The following is a 15039-nucleotide window of genomic DNA, read 5'->3' on the forward strand; positions in this document are numbered from 1 at the left end:
CCGGCCAGAGTCGCAATTTTTCTCGCAAAAATCGAATCTGTGTGATCTTTGCAACTAATTCCCGATATTCCTATTTTGAACAATAACATGGTTGATTTCAGTAGCCTGTTATGCCAATGATTGTCTGGTATTGAGTGAAATGCGAAACCCTGAAGGAGCAAATTATGCGTTTCGGTAAATTTGGAATGGCTGCGGCAGTAGCCGCATCGCTTGTAAGCGCGCCAGTTTTGGCACAGGCTGTACAGTCTACGTCTTCCGTTGCACGGACCAGTGCAACTGTTGAAGGTGAAAATGAAGTAGAGGGTGGTTCGGGCATCATTATTGCAATCCTCGCTGCAGCAGCAGTGATCGGTGGCATAATCATTGCCGCTGACGGAAGCGAAAATACGCCAACCTCCCCCTGAACCAGTTCAGGCATAGAAATTTAAAAATGGCGGCCAATTGGTCGCCATTTTTTTTTGACTTTCAGGGCAGGCAGAAAACCGAAATTTTGGTGATCAATTTTCTGTCATAATGCCAAGCTGGACAGCCTTTGGTTGCACAACGGGGCTGGACTGCCCATATCCCGTTTCATGACAGAAAATCAGCAACATGGCCTGCAACAATGGCATGGTACAACAATCCTATCGGTGCGGAAAAATGGCAAGGTCGTTGTTGTCGGCGACGGTCAGGTTTCGATGGGACAGACAGTAATGAAACGGAACGCGCGCAAGGTGCGGCAATTGCACGATGGATCGGTGATTGGCGGCTTTGCCGGCGCGACCGCAGATGCCTTCACATTATTTGAGCGGCTTGAGGCCAAATTAGAGCGCCATAACGGACAATTGATGCGCGCCGCCGTCGAGCTAGCGAAAGATTGGCGCACGGACAAATATTTGCGCAATCTGGAAGCGCTGATGATCGTGGCCGACAAGGATATTACCCTCATACTCACCGGCAATGGCGATGTGCTGGAACCCAACGAAGGCATTGCCGCGATTGGTTCCGGAGGCAACTTCGCTCTCTCTGCGGCTCGTGCGCTGATGGACTATGAGAAGGACGCCGAAAAACTCGCCAGAAAAGCCATGGAAATCGCTGCGGAAATCTGTGTCTACACAAATGACCAGATCACGATTGAAACGCTCGACAGCGAAACCTAGCTCCTGTCGCCCCTTACCACATGAATGAAGAGAAAATAGCATGCAGGCGAACCTGACCCCCAAAGCCATCGTCAAGGCGCTGGACGAGCATATTATCGGCCAGCAGGATGCCAAGCGAGCAGTTGCCGTCGCGCTGCGCAACCGCTGGCGGCGACAACGGCTTCCCGCTGAACTGCGCGAAGAAGTGACGCCCAAGAATATCCTGATGATCGGGCCCACCGGTTGCGGCAAGACCGAAATTTCCCGGCGCCTGGCGAAACTGGCAGATGCGCCGTTTATAAAGGTAGAAGCCACCAAATTCACCGAAGTCGGCTATGTCGGCCGAGATGTCGAACAGATCGCCCGCGACCTCGCGGAAGAAGCCGTCCGTCTCGAACGCGAACGCCGGCGTCTGGCTGTGCATGAGGCTGCGGCAGAAGCTGCGATGAAACGGCTGCTCGACGTATTGTGCGGCGAAAATGCCAGCGAAGCGACGCGCGAAAGTTTCCGCCAGCGGGTTGTCGACAATCACATGAACGACACCGAGATCGAGATTGAAGTCGAGGATACGCCCAATACGCCGATGGATATTCCCGGGACGAATGGTCAGGTTGGCATGATCAACCTGTCGGACATGATGGGCAAGGCTTTCAATCAAAGCCGCCTGAAGCGCCGGAAAATGCGCGTGGCTGACGCCTGGGACAAGCTGGTTGAAGAGGAATCCGACAAGCGCCTTGATGATGATGATATTTCGCGGGCCGCGATCACCGATGCCGAGTCCAATGGGATTGTGTTCCTTGATGAAATTGACAAGATCGCCGTGAGCGATGTACGCGGCGGATCCGTCAGCCGGGAGGGTGTGCAGCGCGATCTTCTGCCGCTGATCGAAGGCACGACAGTCGCGACCAAATATGGTCCGATGAAAACCGATCATATCCTGTTCATTGCATCCGGTGCCTTTTCTCTTTCCAAACCCAGCGACATGCTCCCCGAATTGCAGGGCCGATTGCCAATCCGGGTGGAATTGAGGGCGCTGACCGAAGCCGACTTCGTCCGGATATTGACCGAAACCAAGGCCAATTTGCCCGAACAATATATCGCCCTGCTCGGAACCGAAGATGTCACGATCAACATCACCGAAGATGCGATCAAGAAGCTTGCCGAGATTGCCGCAAACGTGAACGAGACGGTCGAGAATATCGGCGCGCGCCGGCTTCAGACTGTCATGGAAAAGCTGCTCGAAGAGATAAGCTTCACGGCGGAAGATCGCGCTGGCGAAGAAATCAGCATCGACAAGGCCTATGTTGAAAAGCAGCTTTCAGATATCGCCAAAGATACCGACCTGTCCAAATATATATTATGATGATAAAAGCTGCTTGTTGATGAGGTTCAGTAGGGCTTGCGGAAAAATTTTGCACCTTGGGGAAAAAATTTGCCGGAGCTGTAACGGAATTTCTTTGAACCGCGAACAACGACAGAGATAGCTGAATGGATCATGTCATGAAACGAACCGCGCTAACATTGTCTTCCGTCGCAGTGCTTGCGCTGTCCGCCTGCTCCGAACCGGCTTCCAAGGCCGGCGCCGAAGGCACCGAACAGGCGGAAAGCAAGCCAGAAACGGTCGTGGCACCGATTACGGAAGCGGAAAATATCGATGCCGGACTGACGATTGGAGAACAGGCTCCGTTGACCATCAGTTTGCTGACCAATGACGGCGAAACCACATTGGGTGAGATTCTGGAAAACGGCCCTGCCCTGCTGGTTTTCACGCGTTCGGTTGAATGGTGTCCCTATTGTCAGACGCAATTGAAATCGATCAACGCGATCGTTGGCGACCTGAAGGACCGCGGCTACAATCTCTATGGTCTCAGCTATGACAGTCCTGACAAGCAGGACCGCTTCTCCAAGAACCAGATGTTGCAATATGCGATGCTGTCCGATCAGCCATCGGCTGTGATTGATGCCTTTGGATTACGCGATCCGCAATATACCGAAGGCCGTGCCGTTGGCGTTCCTTATGCTTCGGTATTCCTGATCGACAGGAGCGGCAAGATCATCGCGAAAACGGTATCCGGCAATTATAAGAAACGCCCGACCAACGAACAGATACTGGCGCTGGTGGACTCAATCTAGGTTCAGGACCTAGTTGCTGACAGCGGCCTCTGCCGATGGTGCTGCCGGATCATTGTCATTTGCAGCCAGACGACTGGATTCGGGCAGGACTACCAGTTTCCATTTCTTTTTGTCATCCAGATATTTGACCGCCAAAGCCTGCACTTCTTCCGGTGTAATGACGGTATAGTCACTGAGCAGGCTTTGCAGGGCGACAAATTTCTGTGGGTTGAAGCTCGCTCCTTCCATCTGACTCATCCAGAAACTGTTGCCGCTGCTGGCACGGGCAATCAGCTGGCGCAAAGGTTCAACCACCCGCTGCAACTCATCCGCGCTAACCGGTTTTTCCCGCAGGTCCGTGGCGATCGAGGCCACGACATTGTCAAAGCGATCTATATTGTCCGGCGTCAACTGGCTTTGCGCGCCAATATAACCACCCGATTCAAACTCGACCGGCCAGCTGTTAATAACCTGCGGACTATAGCTTGCACCCTGCTGGGACCGGAGGATTTCGAACAGCCGGTCGTTGAAGATGGACGCCAGCACTTCGAGCTTGCGGCTTTCCCGCACGTCTTCCAGTCCGCCGCCGGTCGGCCAGGCCACCATGGCCGCTGCCCGTGCATCGTCACCTTTGTGGAACAGAATTTCCGGACCAGACTGCGGTGCCGGAAAACGCGGAGACTTTGCATCGGACGAAACCGCCTGCGGTTTGCGGCTTTTCAATGCACCAAATGTCTTGAGGATAGACTCGACCGCCTGTTCCCGATCAAAATCACCGAACAGCATCAGCTCGATCGGCCCGCTTGCGAGAATGGGTTCCCAGAATTGGCGAAAATTCTTGACCGTCAACTGGTCAAAATCTTCTTTATCCGGTGTCTTCCAGCGCGGATCCTTGCCGCGCACAAGCCATTCAAGGTCCCGTTCCATCACCGCCTGAGGCGATGCTAAAAAACTGTCATAGCTAATCAATGACGCAGCCTTGCTGCGGATCACCGGGGCAGCATCCCAACGCGGAAAGGCCAACTTCGCCGCAATCAAATGCAACTGGTCTTGAAGGTCGGACGGCCTTGTATCCGCGGTAATCTCGAACGCGTCATTGTCGATACCGAAACCCATTCCGATCCGGCGCCCGGTGGTGATCTTGTCAAGGTCCTCCTGTCCGAGGTCGCCCACACCGCTGGCCATCAATGCCATAGCGCCGGACCATGCGAGCGATTCCTGATGAGGAGAAAGGCCACTATAGCCATTGCCAAAGCGGACATTGACCATGATCTTGTTGCGCTCGGCCGTGTTCGGGAACAACAGCACCCTGACACCATTGGCAAGCTCCAGCTGTTCGACATCAAAGCGCTCGATTTTACGGGAGGATTTGACCCTTCCCTTCTTGCCAATTTTTTTCAGCGATTCAAACCCGATGTCGGATTGGGTGACCCGAACATCGCTCGCCGCGTCGACGGTGCGTCGCAACGCCTGCGCCAGCCTGACCTTGCCGTCTTCGATCGCATCGGGTGATGTCAGCAAGGCCCGGGTGGAGACACCGGTAAATAATTTGCGTGTCGAATCGAGTAGCCTCTCCGGCGGGTAAAGATCCCGCATCGCGCGAAACACATCGAGCGCCACCTGCGGGGTTGCTACGGTTTCGTGAATGTCGACGGCATTGATGATATTGTCGGCCTGTTGCCGCGCTGCCTCGGTTTGATAGCTTTCAACACCAATGGCTAGCGCAGCATCAAATTCCGTAATCTCACGGGCAATATCCGGCTCGGACGGCGCAATGGTTGTGGCATCGGCTATCACGGCCCGGACATCCTTGAGCGCGGCCTCCCAGTCGTCACCCAACGGAATGATGCTGATAAAAGTTCCGTCAATCGAGCGGCTGACATCATCCTGCCCGACGCTTGCTTGCAAATAGCTACCCCCAGCTCTCGCTCGCGCTTCGAGACGGCGGTTGATCAGCTGCAACGCGAGCAGGTCGATCAAGATCTGCTGATTATAAACGATAGTATCCGCAACCTGTTCCCAGGGCCGGGCAATGACCATCGAAATGAACCGTGGCAATGTCGGTTCGACAACCAACTGGCTGATATCGGATATATCCCGGGGCTGACCGAAGTCTGGAATGGTGCCCGCTTCGCCCTTGCCCTGCCATTGGGAAAAATGCTTGTTCAGCAGTTCCTCGAACAATGCTGGATCACCATCGCCAGCGATAACGATCACCGCTTGCTCCGGGCGATACCAGCGCTGATGAAATAGTTGCAGCATTTGCGGTGTCGCAGCGCTTAATGTTTCCGGGGTACCGATCGGCGCGCGATTTGCCATAAGTTGTCCGGCAAAGAATAATTCCCGTGTCGCATTTTGTACTTTGGACTGGGGACCGGCGCGCTCACGCAATTCCGCCAACACCACCGGGCGCTCCGCATTGACCGCCGTAATACTCAGTCCCGGCGAACGCACCATACCCGACAATATTTTCAGACTTTCGTCGAGACTGGTCCTGCTGGCATTGGGCAGGTCGAGCTTGTAGACAGTTTGCGTTGGTGTGGTTTCGGCATTGCTGTCGCTCCCGAATGTCGCGCCCAGCCTCTGCCACACGCGTTTCGCTTCCCCATCGGGCACATGAGCTGATCCGCGAAAGGTCAGATGCTCCATGAAATGAGCAAATCCCTGTTCTTCATCGGTCTCCATCAGCGAGCCAACATCGATCCGCAACCGGATCGACACCTGCCCGGGCGGAACACCATTATGTTTCACCGCATAGCGCATGCCGTTGTCCAGTTCACCAAAGGTCCAACTCTTGTCGACCGGAACATCGCTATTCTTGTAGAGCCACGGCAATATGTCATCGGACTTGGCATCTTGCGCGTTGGCCGTGCCGGGCATCGCCAGCAAACCGATTAGCAGAAAGAACAAAGACAGATACGGAGTCAGGCGGGGGAATGTTGGTTTCATGAGGCGGATATAAGCAGGCCCAATCTTACTGGCCAGTGAATATTCTGAACATTTGCGGTCTCTACCGCCAATGCATTGTGTTTAACCCTTGATCGAACCACTTATAATCGCCAGATAAGCACTATGTTAATTGAAACCGAAAAAACACCAAACCCCTCAACCCTCAAATTTCTGCTTGGGCAACCGGTCATGACTGACGGAACCCGCGATTTCGCATCGCCGGAAGATGCCGAGACATCGCCGCTGGCAGAAGCTTTATTCACGCTGGGGGACGTTACCGGCGTGTTCTTCGGTTCGGATTTCATCTCGGTAACGTGCGGCCCGGACGCCGACTGGAGTGATCAGAAGCCACAGGTACTCAGCATCCTGCTCGATCATTTTTCGGCCGGACTGCCGCTTTTCAAGCCGGGCAGCGCGGGCGAAATTATTGTGCCGCCGGAAGAGGAAGTGCACGACGATCCGGAAGATGCCGACATCGTCGCACAGATCAAGGAACTGATCGAAACCAGAGTTCGCCCCGCAGTCGCCAATGATGGCGGCGACATCATCTATCGCGGCTTCAACCAAGGTATCGTATTTCTGAAAATGCAGGGCGCCTGCGCCGGATGCCCCTCGTCGACTGCGACGCTGAAACAGGGCATCGAATCCTTGCTGAAACATTATGTTCCCGAGGTCACTGAAGTCCGGGCCGCATAAACTCGATACAACCAAAGGCACATCAATGAATTCTCCCCTGGATCAAGCGGCGCTGAATCAGCTGTTTCTCGAAGCACGGACCTATAATGGCTATCAGGACAAGCCGGTATCAGTGGACCAGCTCCACGCGATCTGGAATCTGATGAAAATGGGCCCGACCAGCGCGAACATGCTGCCGGCGCGGCTCATCTGGTGCCATAGTCAGCAGTCGCGAGACCGGCTGGCAGAGCTGTCGTCTGAAGGAAATCAGGACAAGATCCGCAAGGCCCCGGTTGCCGTCATCATCGGCATGGATCAGGATTTTCACGAGCATCTGCCGGAGCTCTTCCCTCACGCCGACGCAAAAAGCTGGTTTGCTGGAGACGCCGAAGCGCGCAAAGTCCATGCCATGCGCAACAGTTCGCTGCAGGGTGGTTATTTCATTCTCGCGGCCCGCGCACTGGGTCTCGACACCGGACCGATGTCCGGCTTTGACAATGATGCGGTAGACAAGGAATTTTTCGGCGGCCAGCCCAATGTCAAATCCAATTTCATCTCGACTCTGGGCTATGGTGATCCGGAGACAATTTTTGATCGCAGCCCACGCCCGGGATTCGATAAATTCAACAGCCTGATATGACCGGCTGATGGGAGAGCGCCTTCTCGCGATCGACACAGCCACGATCGCTTGTTCCGTCGCGCTGTTCGAAGATGGCGCGCTAATCGCCTCGGACTATGCAGAAATCGGGCGAGGACATGCGGAAAAGCTTGTTCCCGCGATCGCCCTGCTTCCGGATCGAGGCAGAGCCGACAGGATTCTGGTCAATTGCGGACCGGGTAGCTTCACTGGCGTCCGTATCGGCATTTCCGCCGCGAAGGCATTGGCATTTGCCTGGGGTGCAGAAATTCAAGGCTATTGCTGCCTTGCCCTGGTTGCGGCGCAGGCCCAGAAACAATTGGATGCACCTCGTCCGGTCTGCGTGGCGATGCTCGCGGGCCATGGCGAATATTTTCTGCAGAATTTTGATGATAGTGGCAAACCCATGGGCCCGTTTGTCGCGCTCACACCGGAACAGGCGGCGAGCGAGGTTAAAGCAGATGTCATTGCCGGATCGGCCGCGACAGAACTTGCCGCGATCGTCGGAACCAATTTTCACTTTCAGATATTGCCAAATGCCGCTCATGTCGCTTTAGTAGCAAGCGATATGAAGAAATTACCTCCCAAGCCAATCTACGGGCGCAAACCCGATGCCCAGCCAGTGAAGACCGTCTAACAGATGGCCAGTCGCCGCAGCTCTTGGGACATTGCCCCAATAGATATCCAGTTCGGCGATCTCAACCACTTGAACGACGTGATGAAAGTGATGGAAAGCGCTTTTCCCAAGGCTTATGGCGAAGCATGGAACTATCATCAATGCCGGTCCATGCTTGTCATGCCCAGTGCCAAGCTCTTGATTGCACTACAGCAGGACATAATTTGCGGCTTTGTGATCAGTCGTCAGGCGGCAGATGAAGAAGAGCTTCTGATGATTGCCGTTTCGCCGGAACGCCAATGCCGGGGAGTAGGCTATTTGCTGCTGGAGCATATGCTGCAGGCCGCACGAAACCACTGTGTTTCTGCGGTTTTTCTGGAGATGAGGACGGATAATCCGGCGAAAAATCTCTATTCCAAGTTCGGATTTCACCAGATTGGTTTGCGTAAGGATTATTACACTGGCCCGAATATGGAGAAGTTCGACGCGGTTACTTACAAAGCGATATTAACCAACTAAACTAATGGCACAGCAGTTTGACTGTTGCAGCTTGTCCCCGTTCGTGTAATTACCGGCCCGCAAAATATGCAATATAATAATAATGGTCGCACAAAGGTAATAGAATATGACAGAGGAAGAAATTGCTCTGAATGAGACGTTGATTACGCTCACTTCAGACATTGTTGCTGCGCATGTCAGCAACAACAGCGTTGCGGTATCTGATTTACCGCTTATCATCAGCAGTGTTCATGGAGCACTTGCTGCCCTTTCGGGCAAAGCGGCTGAACAGGCGCGTCCTGATCCTGCCGTTCCGATCAAAGCATCGATCAAGCCAGATTATGTCGTCTGCCTGGAAGATGGCAAGAAGCTGAAAATGCTGAAGCGCCATCTGATGACACATTATGGCATGACACCGGAAGACTATCGCGCCAAATGGGGCCTGCCAAACGATTATCCAATGGTTGCGCCCAATTATGCGGAAAAGCGCCGGCAGCTTGCCAAGGCCATCGGCCTCGGCAAGAAAAAGGGCAAAAAGACTTAAGCTGCTTTCCTATTGCATTGAATTCAGAAAATTGCGGCGAGGTCGCCGCAATTTTCTCTTTGCAATATCCCGCACCCCGCATAGAGTCTGCCCCAGTGTAACGGAAGGGTTCCATGCCGCAGAAAATTGATCTTGAAGCATTATGTGCGGAAAAAGGGCTTCGCATCACCGACCAGCGTCGGGTGATAGCCCGTGTCATCTCCGATGCCGAGGATCATCCCGATGTTGAAACCCTGCACGAACGGGCCGCGGCGGTGGATCCCCGCATCTCGATAGCAACCGTCTACCGGACGGTTCGCCTGTTTGAAGAAGCCGGCATATTGGACCGCCACGATTTCGGAGATGGCCGGGCCCGCTATGAAGCGGTTCCCGAGGCGCACCATGATCATTTGATCGATGTGGAAACCGGCAAAGTCATAGAATTTGTCGATCCGGAACTGGAAGCACTGCAAAAACAGATTGCCGAGAAACTCGGTTATCGGCTGGTTGACCATCGCATGGAGCTATATGGCGTATCTCTCGCCAGAAAAAACTAAGGTGCCTAACCCCGACCCGGAGGCACGACCTTGTGACACCCAGCCGATGGCATATCGGCTGTGGGATGGAGCGACATCAATGGGTTATCTGAGATTTGCACTACGCATGACCCTGCTGTTTGCAGCGCTATTTGCTTGCATCCCATTTTACTATATTTGGCGGTTTTTCAGGCTGTCCAATCCGTGGCCACGGACGTTTCTCAAGGTCGCGGCCTTCTGTTGTGGTGCAAGAGTCAATATCATTGGCACCCCGATCAAGCGCGACGTTTTCTTCATTTCCAATCATTTGTCCTGGGTGGATATTGCGATTCTGGGCGGGCATAGCGGCACCGCCTTTGTCTCGAAGGAGGAAATCGGCAATTGGCCGATCATCGGCTGGCTCTGCCGGCTCAATGATACGGTCTTTGTCTCGCGATCGGACCGGATGGGTATAGCGCAACAAATCAATCAGTTGCGCGACGCTCTGGAGGAAACCTGGGCAATCACCATCTTTCCCGAAGGCACGACAACCGACGGCTCCACCCTACTCCCGTTCAAGGCACCTCTGCTAAAAGTGCTGGAGCCGCCACCACCGGGCATATTGGTGCAGCCGATATTTCTGAATTACGGGAAAAATGCCCATGAAATCAGCTGGACCGGCGAAGAAAGTGCGCCATCAAACGCCTGGAGACTGCTCACCCGGCGCAGCAGTTTTCTGGTCGAAGTCCATTTTCTCGAGCCATTTGACCCAGACCATTATTCCTGCCGCAAAGATATCGCGGCAGAAGCGAGACGGCGAATTGTCGAACCGCTTTCAGCTTCCCTGGGCGGCAAACCCATTGTATAGGCCCAGTCTATGACTCAAGCCGATCTTAAAAAATTCCACATCAAATCCTTTGGCTGCCAAATGAACGTCTATGACGGGGAGCGCATGTCCGAATTGCTCGTCGATCAGGGCATGAGCGCCGCCCAGAATAGCGAAGAAGCGGATCTGGTGGTGCTGAACACTTGCCACATTCGCGAGAAAGCGGTCGACAAAGTCTATTCGGATATCGGGCGGCTGCGCAGAAAAGACGGCAGCAGCCCGATGATCGCCGTAGCCGGTTGCATCGCCCAGGCCGAAGGGAAAGAAATTTCCCGCCGGGCACCGAGCGTCGACATTGTCGTTGGTCCGCAAGCCTATCACCGACTGCCAGAACTCATGGAAGTGGCGAAATCCGGCAAAAAGGCGCTCGACACCGACATGCCCGCCATATCAAAATTCGATGTTCTGCCATCCCGCGGGAAGCAGGCTCGACCAACGGCCTTCCTGACAGTGCAGGAAGGCTGCGACAAATTTTGTACCTATTGCGTGGTTCCCTATACCCGTGGTGCGGAAATCTCCCGGCCTTGGACCGATCTGATTGATGAGGCCAAGGCGCTCGTCGATGGCGGGGCACGAGAAATCACGCTGCTCGGTCAGAATGTCAACGCATGGAGCGGCGAGGACGACAAGGGTCAAATTCAGGGTCTCGATGGCCTGATCCGGGCGCTCGACAAGATACCGTATCTGAAACGCATTCGCTATATGACCAGCCATCCCAATGACATGACCGAAGGGCTGATCGCCGCGCATGGCGAGGTCGCCAAGCTCATGCCCTTTCTCCATTTGCCGGTGCAATCGGGCAGCGACCGGATTCTCAAGGCGATGAACCGTTCGCACAGCGCGCAAAGCTATCTCGATATTCTTGAGAAGATGCGCGCATTGCGGCCGGATATTGCATTGTCGGGCGACTTCATTGTCGGCTTCCCCGGCGAAAGCGATCAGGATTTCGAAGAAACGCTGCAAATTGTTCGCGACGCCAATTATTCGCAGGCATATTCCTTCAAATATTCGCCGCGTCCCGGCACGCCGGCAGCGGTGATGGATGAACAGATAGCGCCGGAAGTGATGGACGAACGACTGCAGAGATTACAGGCATTGCTGAACGAGCAGCAATATGCGTTCAATCAGCAGACTGTCGGCCGCACAACCGACATATTGCTTGAACGCCAGGGCAAGCTCGACGGCCAGTTGATTGGCAAGACGCCCTGGTTGCAATCGGCGCATATCATCTCGCCCGATCTGCAAATTGGCGATTTGGTTGAAGTGGAAATCACCCGGGCCGGTCCCAACAGCCTTACCGGTCAGATTAAAGAAAGACTCGCTGCCTGATGGTCCAAAAAACGAAAGCCGGAATGGCTGGAAAGCTCATCAAACTGGATCTTGAATTTGATGATCCGCAGATTTTGGGCGATCTGTTTGGTGAATATGACCGGAATATCGTCGCGATCGAAAACCGGCTCGGCGTCTATATCGCCGCACGCGGGACGAAATTGAAAATTGAGGGCGAGGAAGCCGCTGTGTCCAAGGCACGCGCCGTGCTGACCGGAATCTATAATCGCTTGGAACAGGGTCAGGAGATTGACGCCGGGGCGGTCGAAGCGATTATTGCCATGGCTGCGGATCCCCGGGTGGCAAAAGCCGCGAAACATTCTGAAACCGGCACGGTCGACAAGCAAAATGATGTCGCCGATGCGCCGAAGGTGATGATCCGCACACGCAAGAAAACGATCTTCCCGCGCAGTGTCCGGCAGGCCCATTATATGGAAGCCCTCGCCCGCGACGATATGATTTTCGCTTTGGGTCCCGCAGGGACAGGCAAAACCTATCTGGCCGTCGCGCAAGCGGTTTCTCAACTGATCAGTGGCTCCGTTGATCGGCTCATACTCTCACGCCCTGCGGTCGAAGCCGGCGAAAAAATCGGTTTTCTGCCAGGTGACCTGAAAGAAAAGGTCGATCCATTTCTTCGCCCCCTCTATGACGCGCTTTACGATACGCTTCCTGCCGAGCAGGTGGAGAGGCGCATTGAGAGCGGCGAGATCGAAATTGCCCCGATCGCCTTCATGCGTGGCCGCACCCTTGCCGATGCATTTGTGATTCTCGACGAAGCACAAAATACCACCGCAGCTCAGATGAAAATGTTTCTGACCCGCTTTGGCATGAACAGCCGCATGGTGATTTGTGGTGACCCCAAACAAATCGACCTTCCAAAGGAAGCGGTATCGGGGCTTGCTGACGCGGTTTCCAAATTGCAGGATATCGAGAGCGTCAGCGTGGTTCAATTCGGCGCCGGCGATGTTGTACGCCACCCTCTGGTCGGCAAAATTGTCGAAGCCTATGAGGGCAAAGATGCTGCAGACTGAATTGATCGCGTCTCCTCCATGGGGAAATGAACAGGATTGGACGGACCTGGCTGCGCGGGCGGCAAAGGCTGCAATCACCGCTTCTTCTCATGGTGATCTATTGTCCCGGGATTTCGCAATAGAGGTTAGCGTCAAGCTCTCCGACAATGCCGAAGTCCAGTCTCTGAACAAGGCCTATCGCGGCAAGGACAAGCCAACCAACGTCTTGTCCTTTCCCCAGATCCAGCCAGACCTGCTCGACACGCTGGAGAATAGCGACGACGGAGAGGCATTGCTCGGGGATATAATCCTGGCTTATGAGACATGTTGCGACGAAGCAGCGGCAAAGAAGATTTCGATTTCCACTCATGTTTCACATTTGATTGTGCACGGGTCCCTGCATTTGCTAGGATATGATCACGAAAATGAGGTAGATGCCGGGGTGATGGAAAATTGCGAAATCAACGCATTGGCAACACTCGGAATTGCCAATCCTTACGCAGAACAAGCGCAAAGCAGGTAATCAAAAAATAGAATGACCGACGTTGAAAAAGACAATGGTACCAGCATGGCTCGCAGCAGCAGCCAATCCAGGGAAGAAGAAGAACCCGGGCGAATATGGCGGAACCTGAAGGCTCTGCTATTCGGCAACAGTGATGACAATAGCCTGCGTGCGCAGATCGAGGAAGTCCTCGACGACCATGAAAGCGATGCCGAATCCGATCCCAATAACAAGCCGGACGTATCGTCACTCGAGCTGGAAATGTTGCGCAACATGCTACATTTCAGCGAACATCGGGTCGATGATATCGCGGTGCCCCGTGCCGACATAATCGCCATCGAGGAAAGCTCTCCGTTCAGTGCTTTTGTCGATATATTCTCCGAGCACGGACACAGCCGTATCCCGGTTTATCGTGGGAATCTCGACAATATTATTGGCATGATCCATATCAAGGATATTTTCGCGATTGTTGCCAAAGGCGGTCCGTTTCCGGACGATATAACACCGTTTCTCCGGCAACCCCGCTTCGTCCCCGAATCCATGGGTGTGCTCGACTTGCTCGCCGAGATGCGCGCAACCCGGATCCATCTCGCGATCATTTTCGACGAATATAACGGCACCGAAGGGCTGGTCACGATCGAGGATATTGTCGAGGAAATCACCGGCGAGATCGAGGACGAGCATGATGACGAACCGGTCCCCTTGCTGGTCAAGTTGGACGATGGCATTTGGGAAGCGGATGCCCGCGCCGAGCTCGATGACGTCGGCGACACCATCGACCGCGCACTCGAGGAAATTGACGAAGATGTCGACACGATCGGCGGCCTGTGCTTCGTTCTGGCGGGACATATTCCCACGGTCGGCGAGCGACTGGAACATCCGAGCGGCTGGATATTGGAAATTACCGAAGCCGATGATCGCCGGGTAACCCGATTGCGACTGCATCCGCCCACCGAAGATCATTCTAAATAGAACGGTCAGGCATTAGCCAGTTGCGATGCCCGGATCCGCCAGGTCTCCGCTAGCACCGGATTCAACGAGAGCGCTTTAAGTTCGCCCTCCCTGCCCTTGTGCTGGCCACCAATGATCAGTCTGAAAAGGCGATCCAGTGGCCAGTCAGGCAAAGGTTGTTCCTGCTGAATCAACTCGTCCCCCGCCGTCACGCGCCCTTCTTCCAGCACCCGAAAATAGCTGCCGGATTTTCCGGTCCTGATCACGGTTTTCAGAACGTCGGACTTGCCAAAGCGATGATTGAGTTTCCAGCACGGCTGCCGGGCATGGCTGCATTCGATCAGCGCTTCCCCGACACGGAAAATATCACCAAGGCAAAGCAGATCCTCGGTCAATCCAGCGCAACTGAAATTTTCCCCGAACGCGCCCGGTCGGTCCAGGACATCGATATCCGGATATTTATTCTGCCAGAACGGATAATGTTCAAACGAATAGAGATGGACCGCCTTGTCACGCCCACCGTGATGGACCGGATCGGCAACCTGATTGCCTTCCAGGCCTGCAAAAGTCAGCATCAGCGGCCGATCAGCCGGAATTTTTGCAATCGCGCTCATTTCGCCGTCATCGCCAAATGGTTTCGGGGTGCCGATCAGCACATGGTCGAGCGGGGTCCGTATCATTTCAGTCTGCTAGCCGACCAAGTTCATATTGGCAATTT

Annotated in this window: 17 protein-coding genes; 15 read left to right on the forward strand and 2 right to left on the reverse strand. The window is 54.3% G+C overall.

Annotated elements, in window-relative coordinates; genetic code table 11:
- The first annotated feature begins 164 nt into the window (after positions 1–164).
- The 4 genes from V7665_RS07670 to V7665_RS07685 all read left to right on the forward strand — a co-directional run bounded on the left by V7665_RS07670 (position 165) and on the right by V7665_RS07685 (position 3251).
- Complete coding sequence (locus tag V7665_RS07670) at positions 165–404, forward strand: hypothetical protein (RefSeq protein WP_335663948.1); 240 nt, start codon at positions 165–167, stop codon at positions 402–404.
- A 168-nt stretch (positions 405–572) separates the two neighbouring features.
- Positions 573–1139: an ATP-dependent protease subunit HslV gene (hslV, locus tag V7665_RS07675; RefSeq protein WP_335663949.1), complete on the forward strand. Its 567-nt coding sequence runs from the start codon at positions 573–575 to the stop codon at positions 1137–1139.
- Positions 1140–1179: 40 nt separating this feature from the next.
- Entirely contained in the window at positions 1180–2481 is a 1302-nt protein-coding gene (hslU, locus tag V7665_RS07680; protein ID WP_335663950.1) for an ATP-dependent protease ATPase subunit HslU, read from the forward strand.
- Positions 2482–2618: 137 nt separating this feature from the next.
- Positions 2619–3251: a peroxiredoxin family protein gene (locus tag V7665_RS07685; protein ID WP_335663951.1), complete on the forward strand. Its 633-nt coding sequence runs from the start codon at positions 2619–2621 to the stop codon at positions 3249–3251.
- 9 nt (positions 3252–3260) lie between these two features.
- On the opposite strand, the gene V7665_RS07690 is transcribed toward V7665_RS07685, so the two are convergent.
- Positions 3261–6179 (reverse strand): M16 family metallopeptidase, encoded by a 2919-nt coding sequence (locus tag V7665_RS07690; RefSeq protein ID WP_335663952.1) that lies wholly within the window; start codon positions 6177–6179, stop codon positions 3261–3263.
- 123 nt (positions 6180–6302) lie between these two features.
- On the opposite strand from V7665_RS07690, the gene V7665_RS07695 reads away from it, so the two are divergent.
- From V7665_RS07695 to V7665_RS07745, 11 genes are all read left to right on the forward strand, one after another.
- The gene (locus V7665_RS07695) at positions 6303–6875 is read left to right on the forward strand and encodes a NifU family protein (protein WP_335663953.1); all 573 of its coding nucleotides are present in this window, start codon (positions 6303–6305) and stop codon (positions 6873–6875) included.
- A gap of 25 nt (positions 6876–6900) precedes the next feature.
- Entirely contained in the window at positions 6901–7494 is a 594-nt protein-coding gene (locus V7665_RS07700) for a malonic semialdehyde reductase (RefSeq protein WP_335663954.1), read from the forward strand.
- A 7-nt stretch (positions 7495–7501) separates the two neighbouring features.
- A complete protein-coding gene (tsaB, locus tag V7665_RS07705; protein ID WP_335663955.1) occupies positions 7502–8128 on the forward strand; it encodes a tRNA (adenosine(37)-N6)-threonylcarbamoyltransferase complex dimerization subunit type 1 TsaB in 627 nt (208 codons plus the stop codon).
- Positions 8129–8131: 3 nt separating this feature from the next.
- On the forward strand, positions 8132–8626 hold the full coding sequence (gene rimI / locus V7665_RS07710) for a ribosomal protein S18-alanine N-acetyltransferase (protein ID WP_335663956.1): 495 nt from the start codon (positions 8132–8134) through the stop codon (positions 8624–8626).
- Between the two features lie 106 nt (positions 8627–8732).
- Entirely contained in the window at positions 8733–9149 is a 417-nt protein-coding gene (locus V7665_RS07715) for a MucR family transcriptional regulator (protein WP_335663957.1), read from the forward strand.
- A gap of 113 nt (positions 9150–9262) precedes the next feature.
- A complete protein-coding gene (locus V7665_RS07720; RefSeq protein ID WP_335663958.1) occupies positions 9263–9685 on the forward strand; it encodes a Fur family transcriptional regulator in 423 nt (140 codons plus the stop codon).
- Positions 9686–9764: 79 nt separating this feature from the next.
- Complete coding sequence (locus V7665_RS07725; RefSeq protein ID WP_335663959.1) at positions 9765–10511, forward strand: lysophospholipid acyltransferase family protein; 747 nt, start codon at positions 9765–9767, stop codon at positions 10509–10511.
- A 9-nt stretch (positions 10512–10520) separates the two neighbouring features.
- On the forward strand, positions 10521–11858 hold the full coding sequence (miaB, locus tag V7665_RS07730; protein WP_335663960.1) for a tRNA (N6-isopentenyl adenosine(37)-C2)-methylthiotransferase MiaB: 1338 nt from the start codon (positions 10521–10523) through the stop codon (positions 11856–11858).
- A gap of 23 nt (positions 11859–11881) precedes the next feature.
- Entirely contained in the window at positions 11882–12889 is a 1008-nt protein-coding gene (locus tag V7665_RS07735) for a PhoH family protein (RefSeq protein WP_335663961.1), read from the forward strand.
- Positions 12876–13391, forward strand: coding sequence for an rRNA maturation RNase YbeY (gene ybeY, locus V7665_RS07740; RefSeq protein ID WP_335663962.1), 516 nt, complete (start codon positions 12876–12878; stop codon positions 13389–13391). The genes V7665_RS07735 and ybeY overlap by 14 nt, the downstream gene beginning before the upstream one ends.
- A 12-nt stretch (positions 13392–13403) precedes the next feature.
- Positions 13404–14342, forward strand: a complete 939-nt coding sequence (locus tag V7665_RS07745) for a hemolysin family protein (RefSeq protein ID WP_442955194.1) — start codon at positions 13404–13406, stop codon at positions 14340–14342.
- Positions 14343–14347: 5 nt separating this feature from the next.
- Here the strand turns inward: V7665_RS07745 and V7665_RS07750 are convergent, their stop codons facing one another.
- Positions 14348–15001, reverse strand: a complete 654-nt coding sequence (locus V7665_RS07750) for an MOSC domain-containing protein (protein WP_335663963.1) — start codon at positions 14999–15001, stop codon at positions 14348–14350.
- Positions 15002–15039 lie beyond the last annotated feature (38 nt).

Source organism: Parasphingorhabdus sp. (assembly GCF_036964675.1).
Taxonomy (GTDB): domain Bacteria; phylum Pseudomonadota; class Alphaproteobacteria; order Sphingomonadales; family Sphingomonadaceae; genus Parasphingorhabdus.

Coding starts and splice junctions, on each gene's coding strand:
- V7665_RS07670 (WP_335663948.1), top strand. CDS start 165: ATGCGTTTCGGTAAATTTGGAATGGCTGCGGCAGTAGCCGCATCGCTT.
- hslV (WP_335663949.1), top strand. CDS start 573: ATGACAGAAAATCAGCAACATGGCCTGCAACAATGGCATGGTACAACA.
- hslU (WP_335663950.1), top strand. CDS start 1,180: ATGCAGGCGAACCTGACCCCCAAAGCCATCGTCAAGGCGCTGGACGAG.
- V7665_RS07685 (WP_335663951.1), top strand. CDS start 2,619: ATGAAACGAACCGCGCTAACATTGTCTTCCGTCGCAGTGCTTGCGCTG.
- V7665_RS07690 (WP_335663952.1), bottom strand. CDS start 6,179: ATGAAACCAACATTCCCCCGCCTGACTCCGTATCTGTCTTTGTTCTTT.
- V7665_RS07695 (WP_335663953.1), top strand. CDS start 6,303: ATGTTAATTGAAACCGAAAAAACACCAAACCCCTCAACCCTCAAATTT.
- V7665_RS07700 (WP_335663954.1), top strand. CDS start 6,901: ATGAATTCTCCCCTGGATCAAGCGGCGCTGAATCAGCTGTTTCTCGAA.
- tsaB (WP_335663955.1), top strand. CDS start 7,502: ATGGGAGAGCGCCTTCTCGCGATCGACACAGCCACGATCGCTTGTTCC.
- rimI (WP_335663956.1), top strand. CDS start 8,132: ATGGCCAGTCGCCGCAGCTCTTGGGACATTGCCCCAATAGATATCCAG.
- V7665_RS07715 (WP_335663957.1), top strand. CDS start 8,733: ATGACAGAGGAAGAAATTGCTCTGAATGAGACGTTGATTACGCTCACT.
- V7665_RS07720 (WP_335663958.1), top strand. CDS start 9,263: ATGCCGCAGAAAATTGATCTTGAAGCATTATGTGCGGAAAAAGGGCTT.
- V7665_RS07725 (WP_335663959.1), top strand. CDS start 9,765: ATGGGTTATCTGAGATTTGCACTACGCATGACCCTGCTGTTTGCAGCG.
- miaB (WP_335663960.1), top strand. CDS start 10,521: ATGACTCAAGCCGATCTTAAAAAATTCCACATCAAATCCTTTGGCTGC.
- V7665_RS07735 (WP_335663961.1), top strand. CDS start 11,882: ATGGCTGGAAAGCTCATCAAACTGGATCTTGAATTTGATGATCCGCAG.
- ybeY (WP_335663962.1), top strand. CDS start 12,876: ATGCTGCAGACTGAATTGATCGCGTCTCCTCCATGGGGAAATGAACAG.
- V7665_RS07745 (WP_442955194.1), top strand. CDS start 13,404: ATGACCGACGTTGAAAAAGACAATGGTACCAGCATGGCTCGCAGCAGC.
- V7665_RS07750 (WP_335663963.1), bottom strand. CDS start 15,001: ATGATACGGACCCCGCTCGACCATGTGCTGATCGGCACCCCGAAACCA.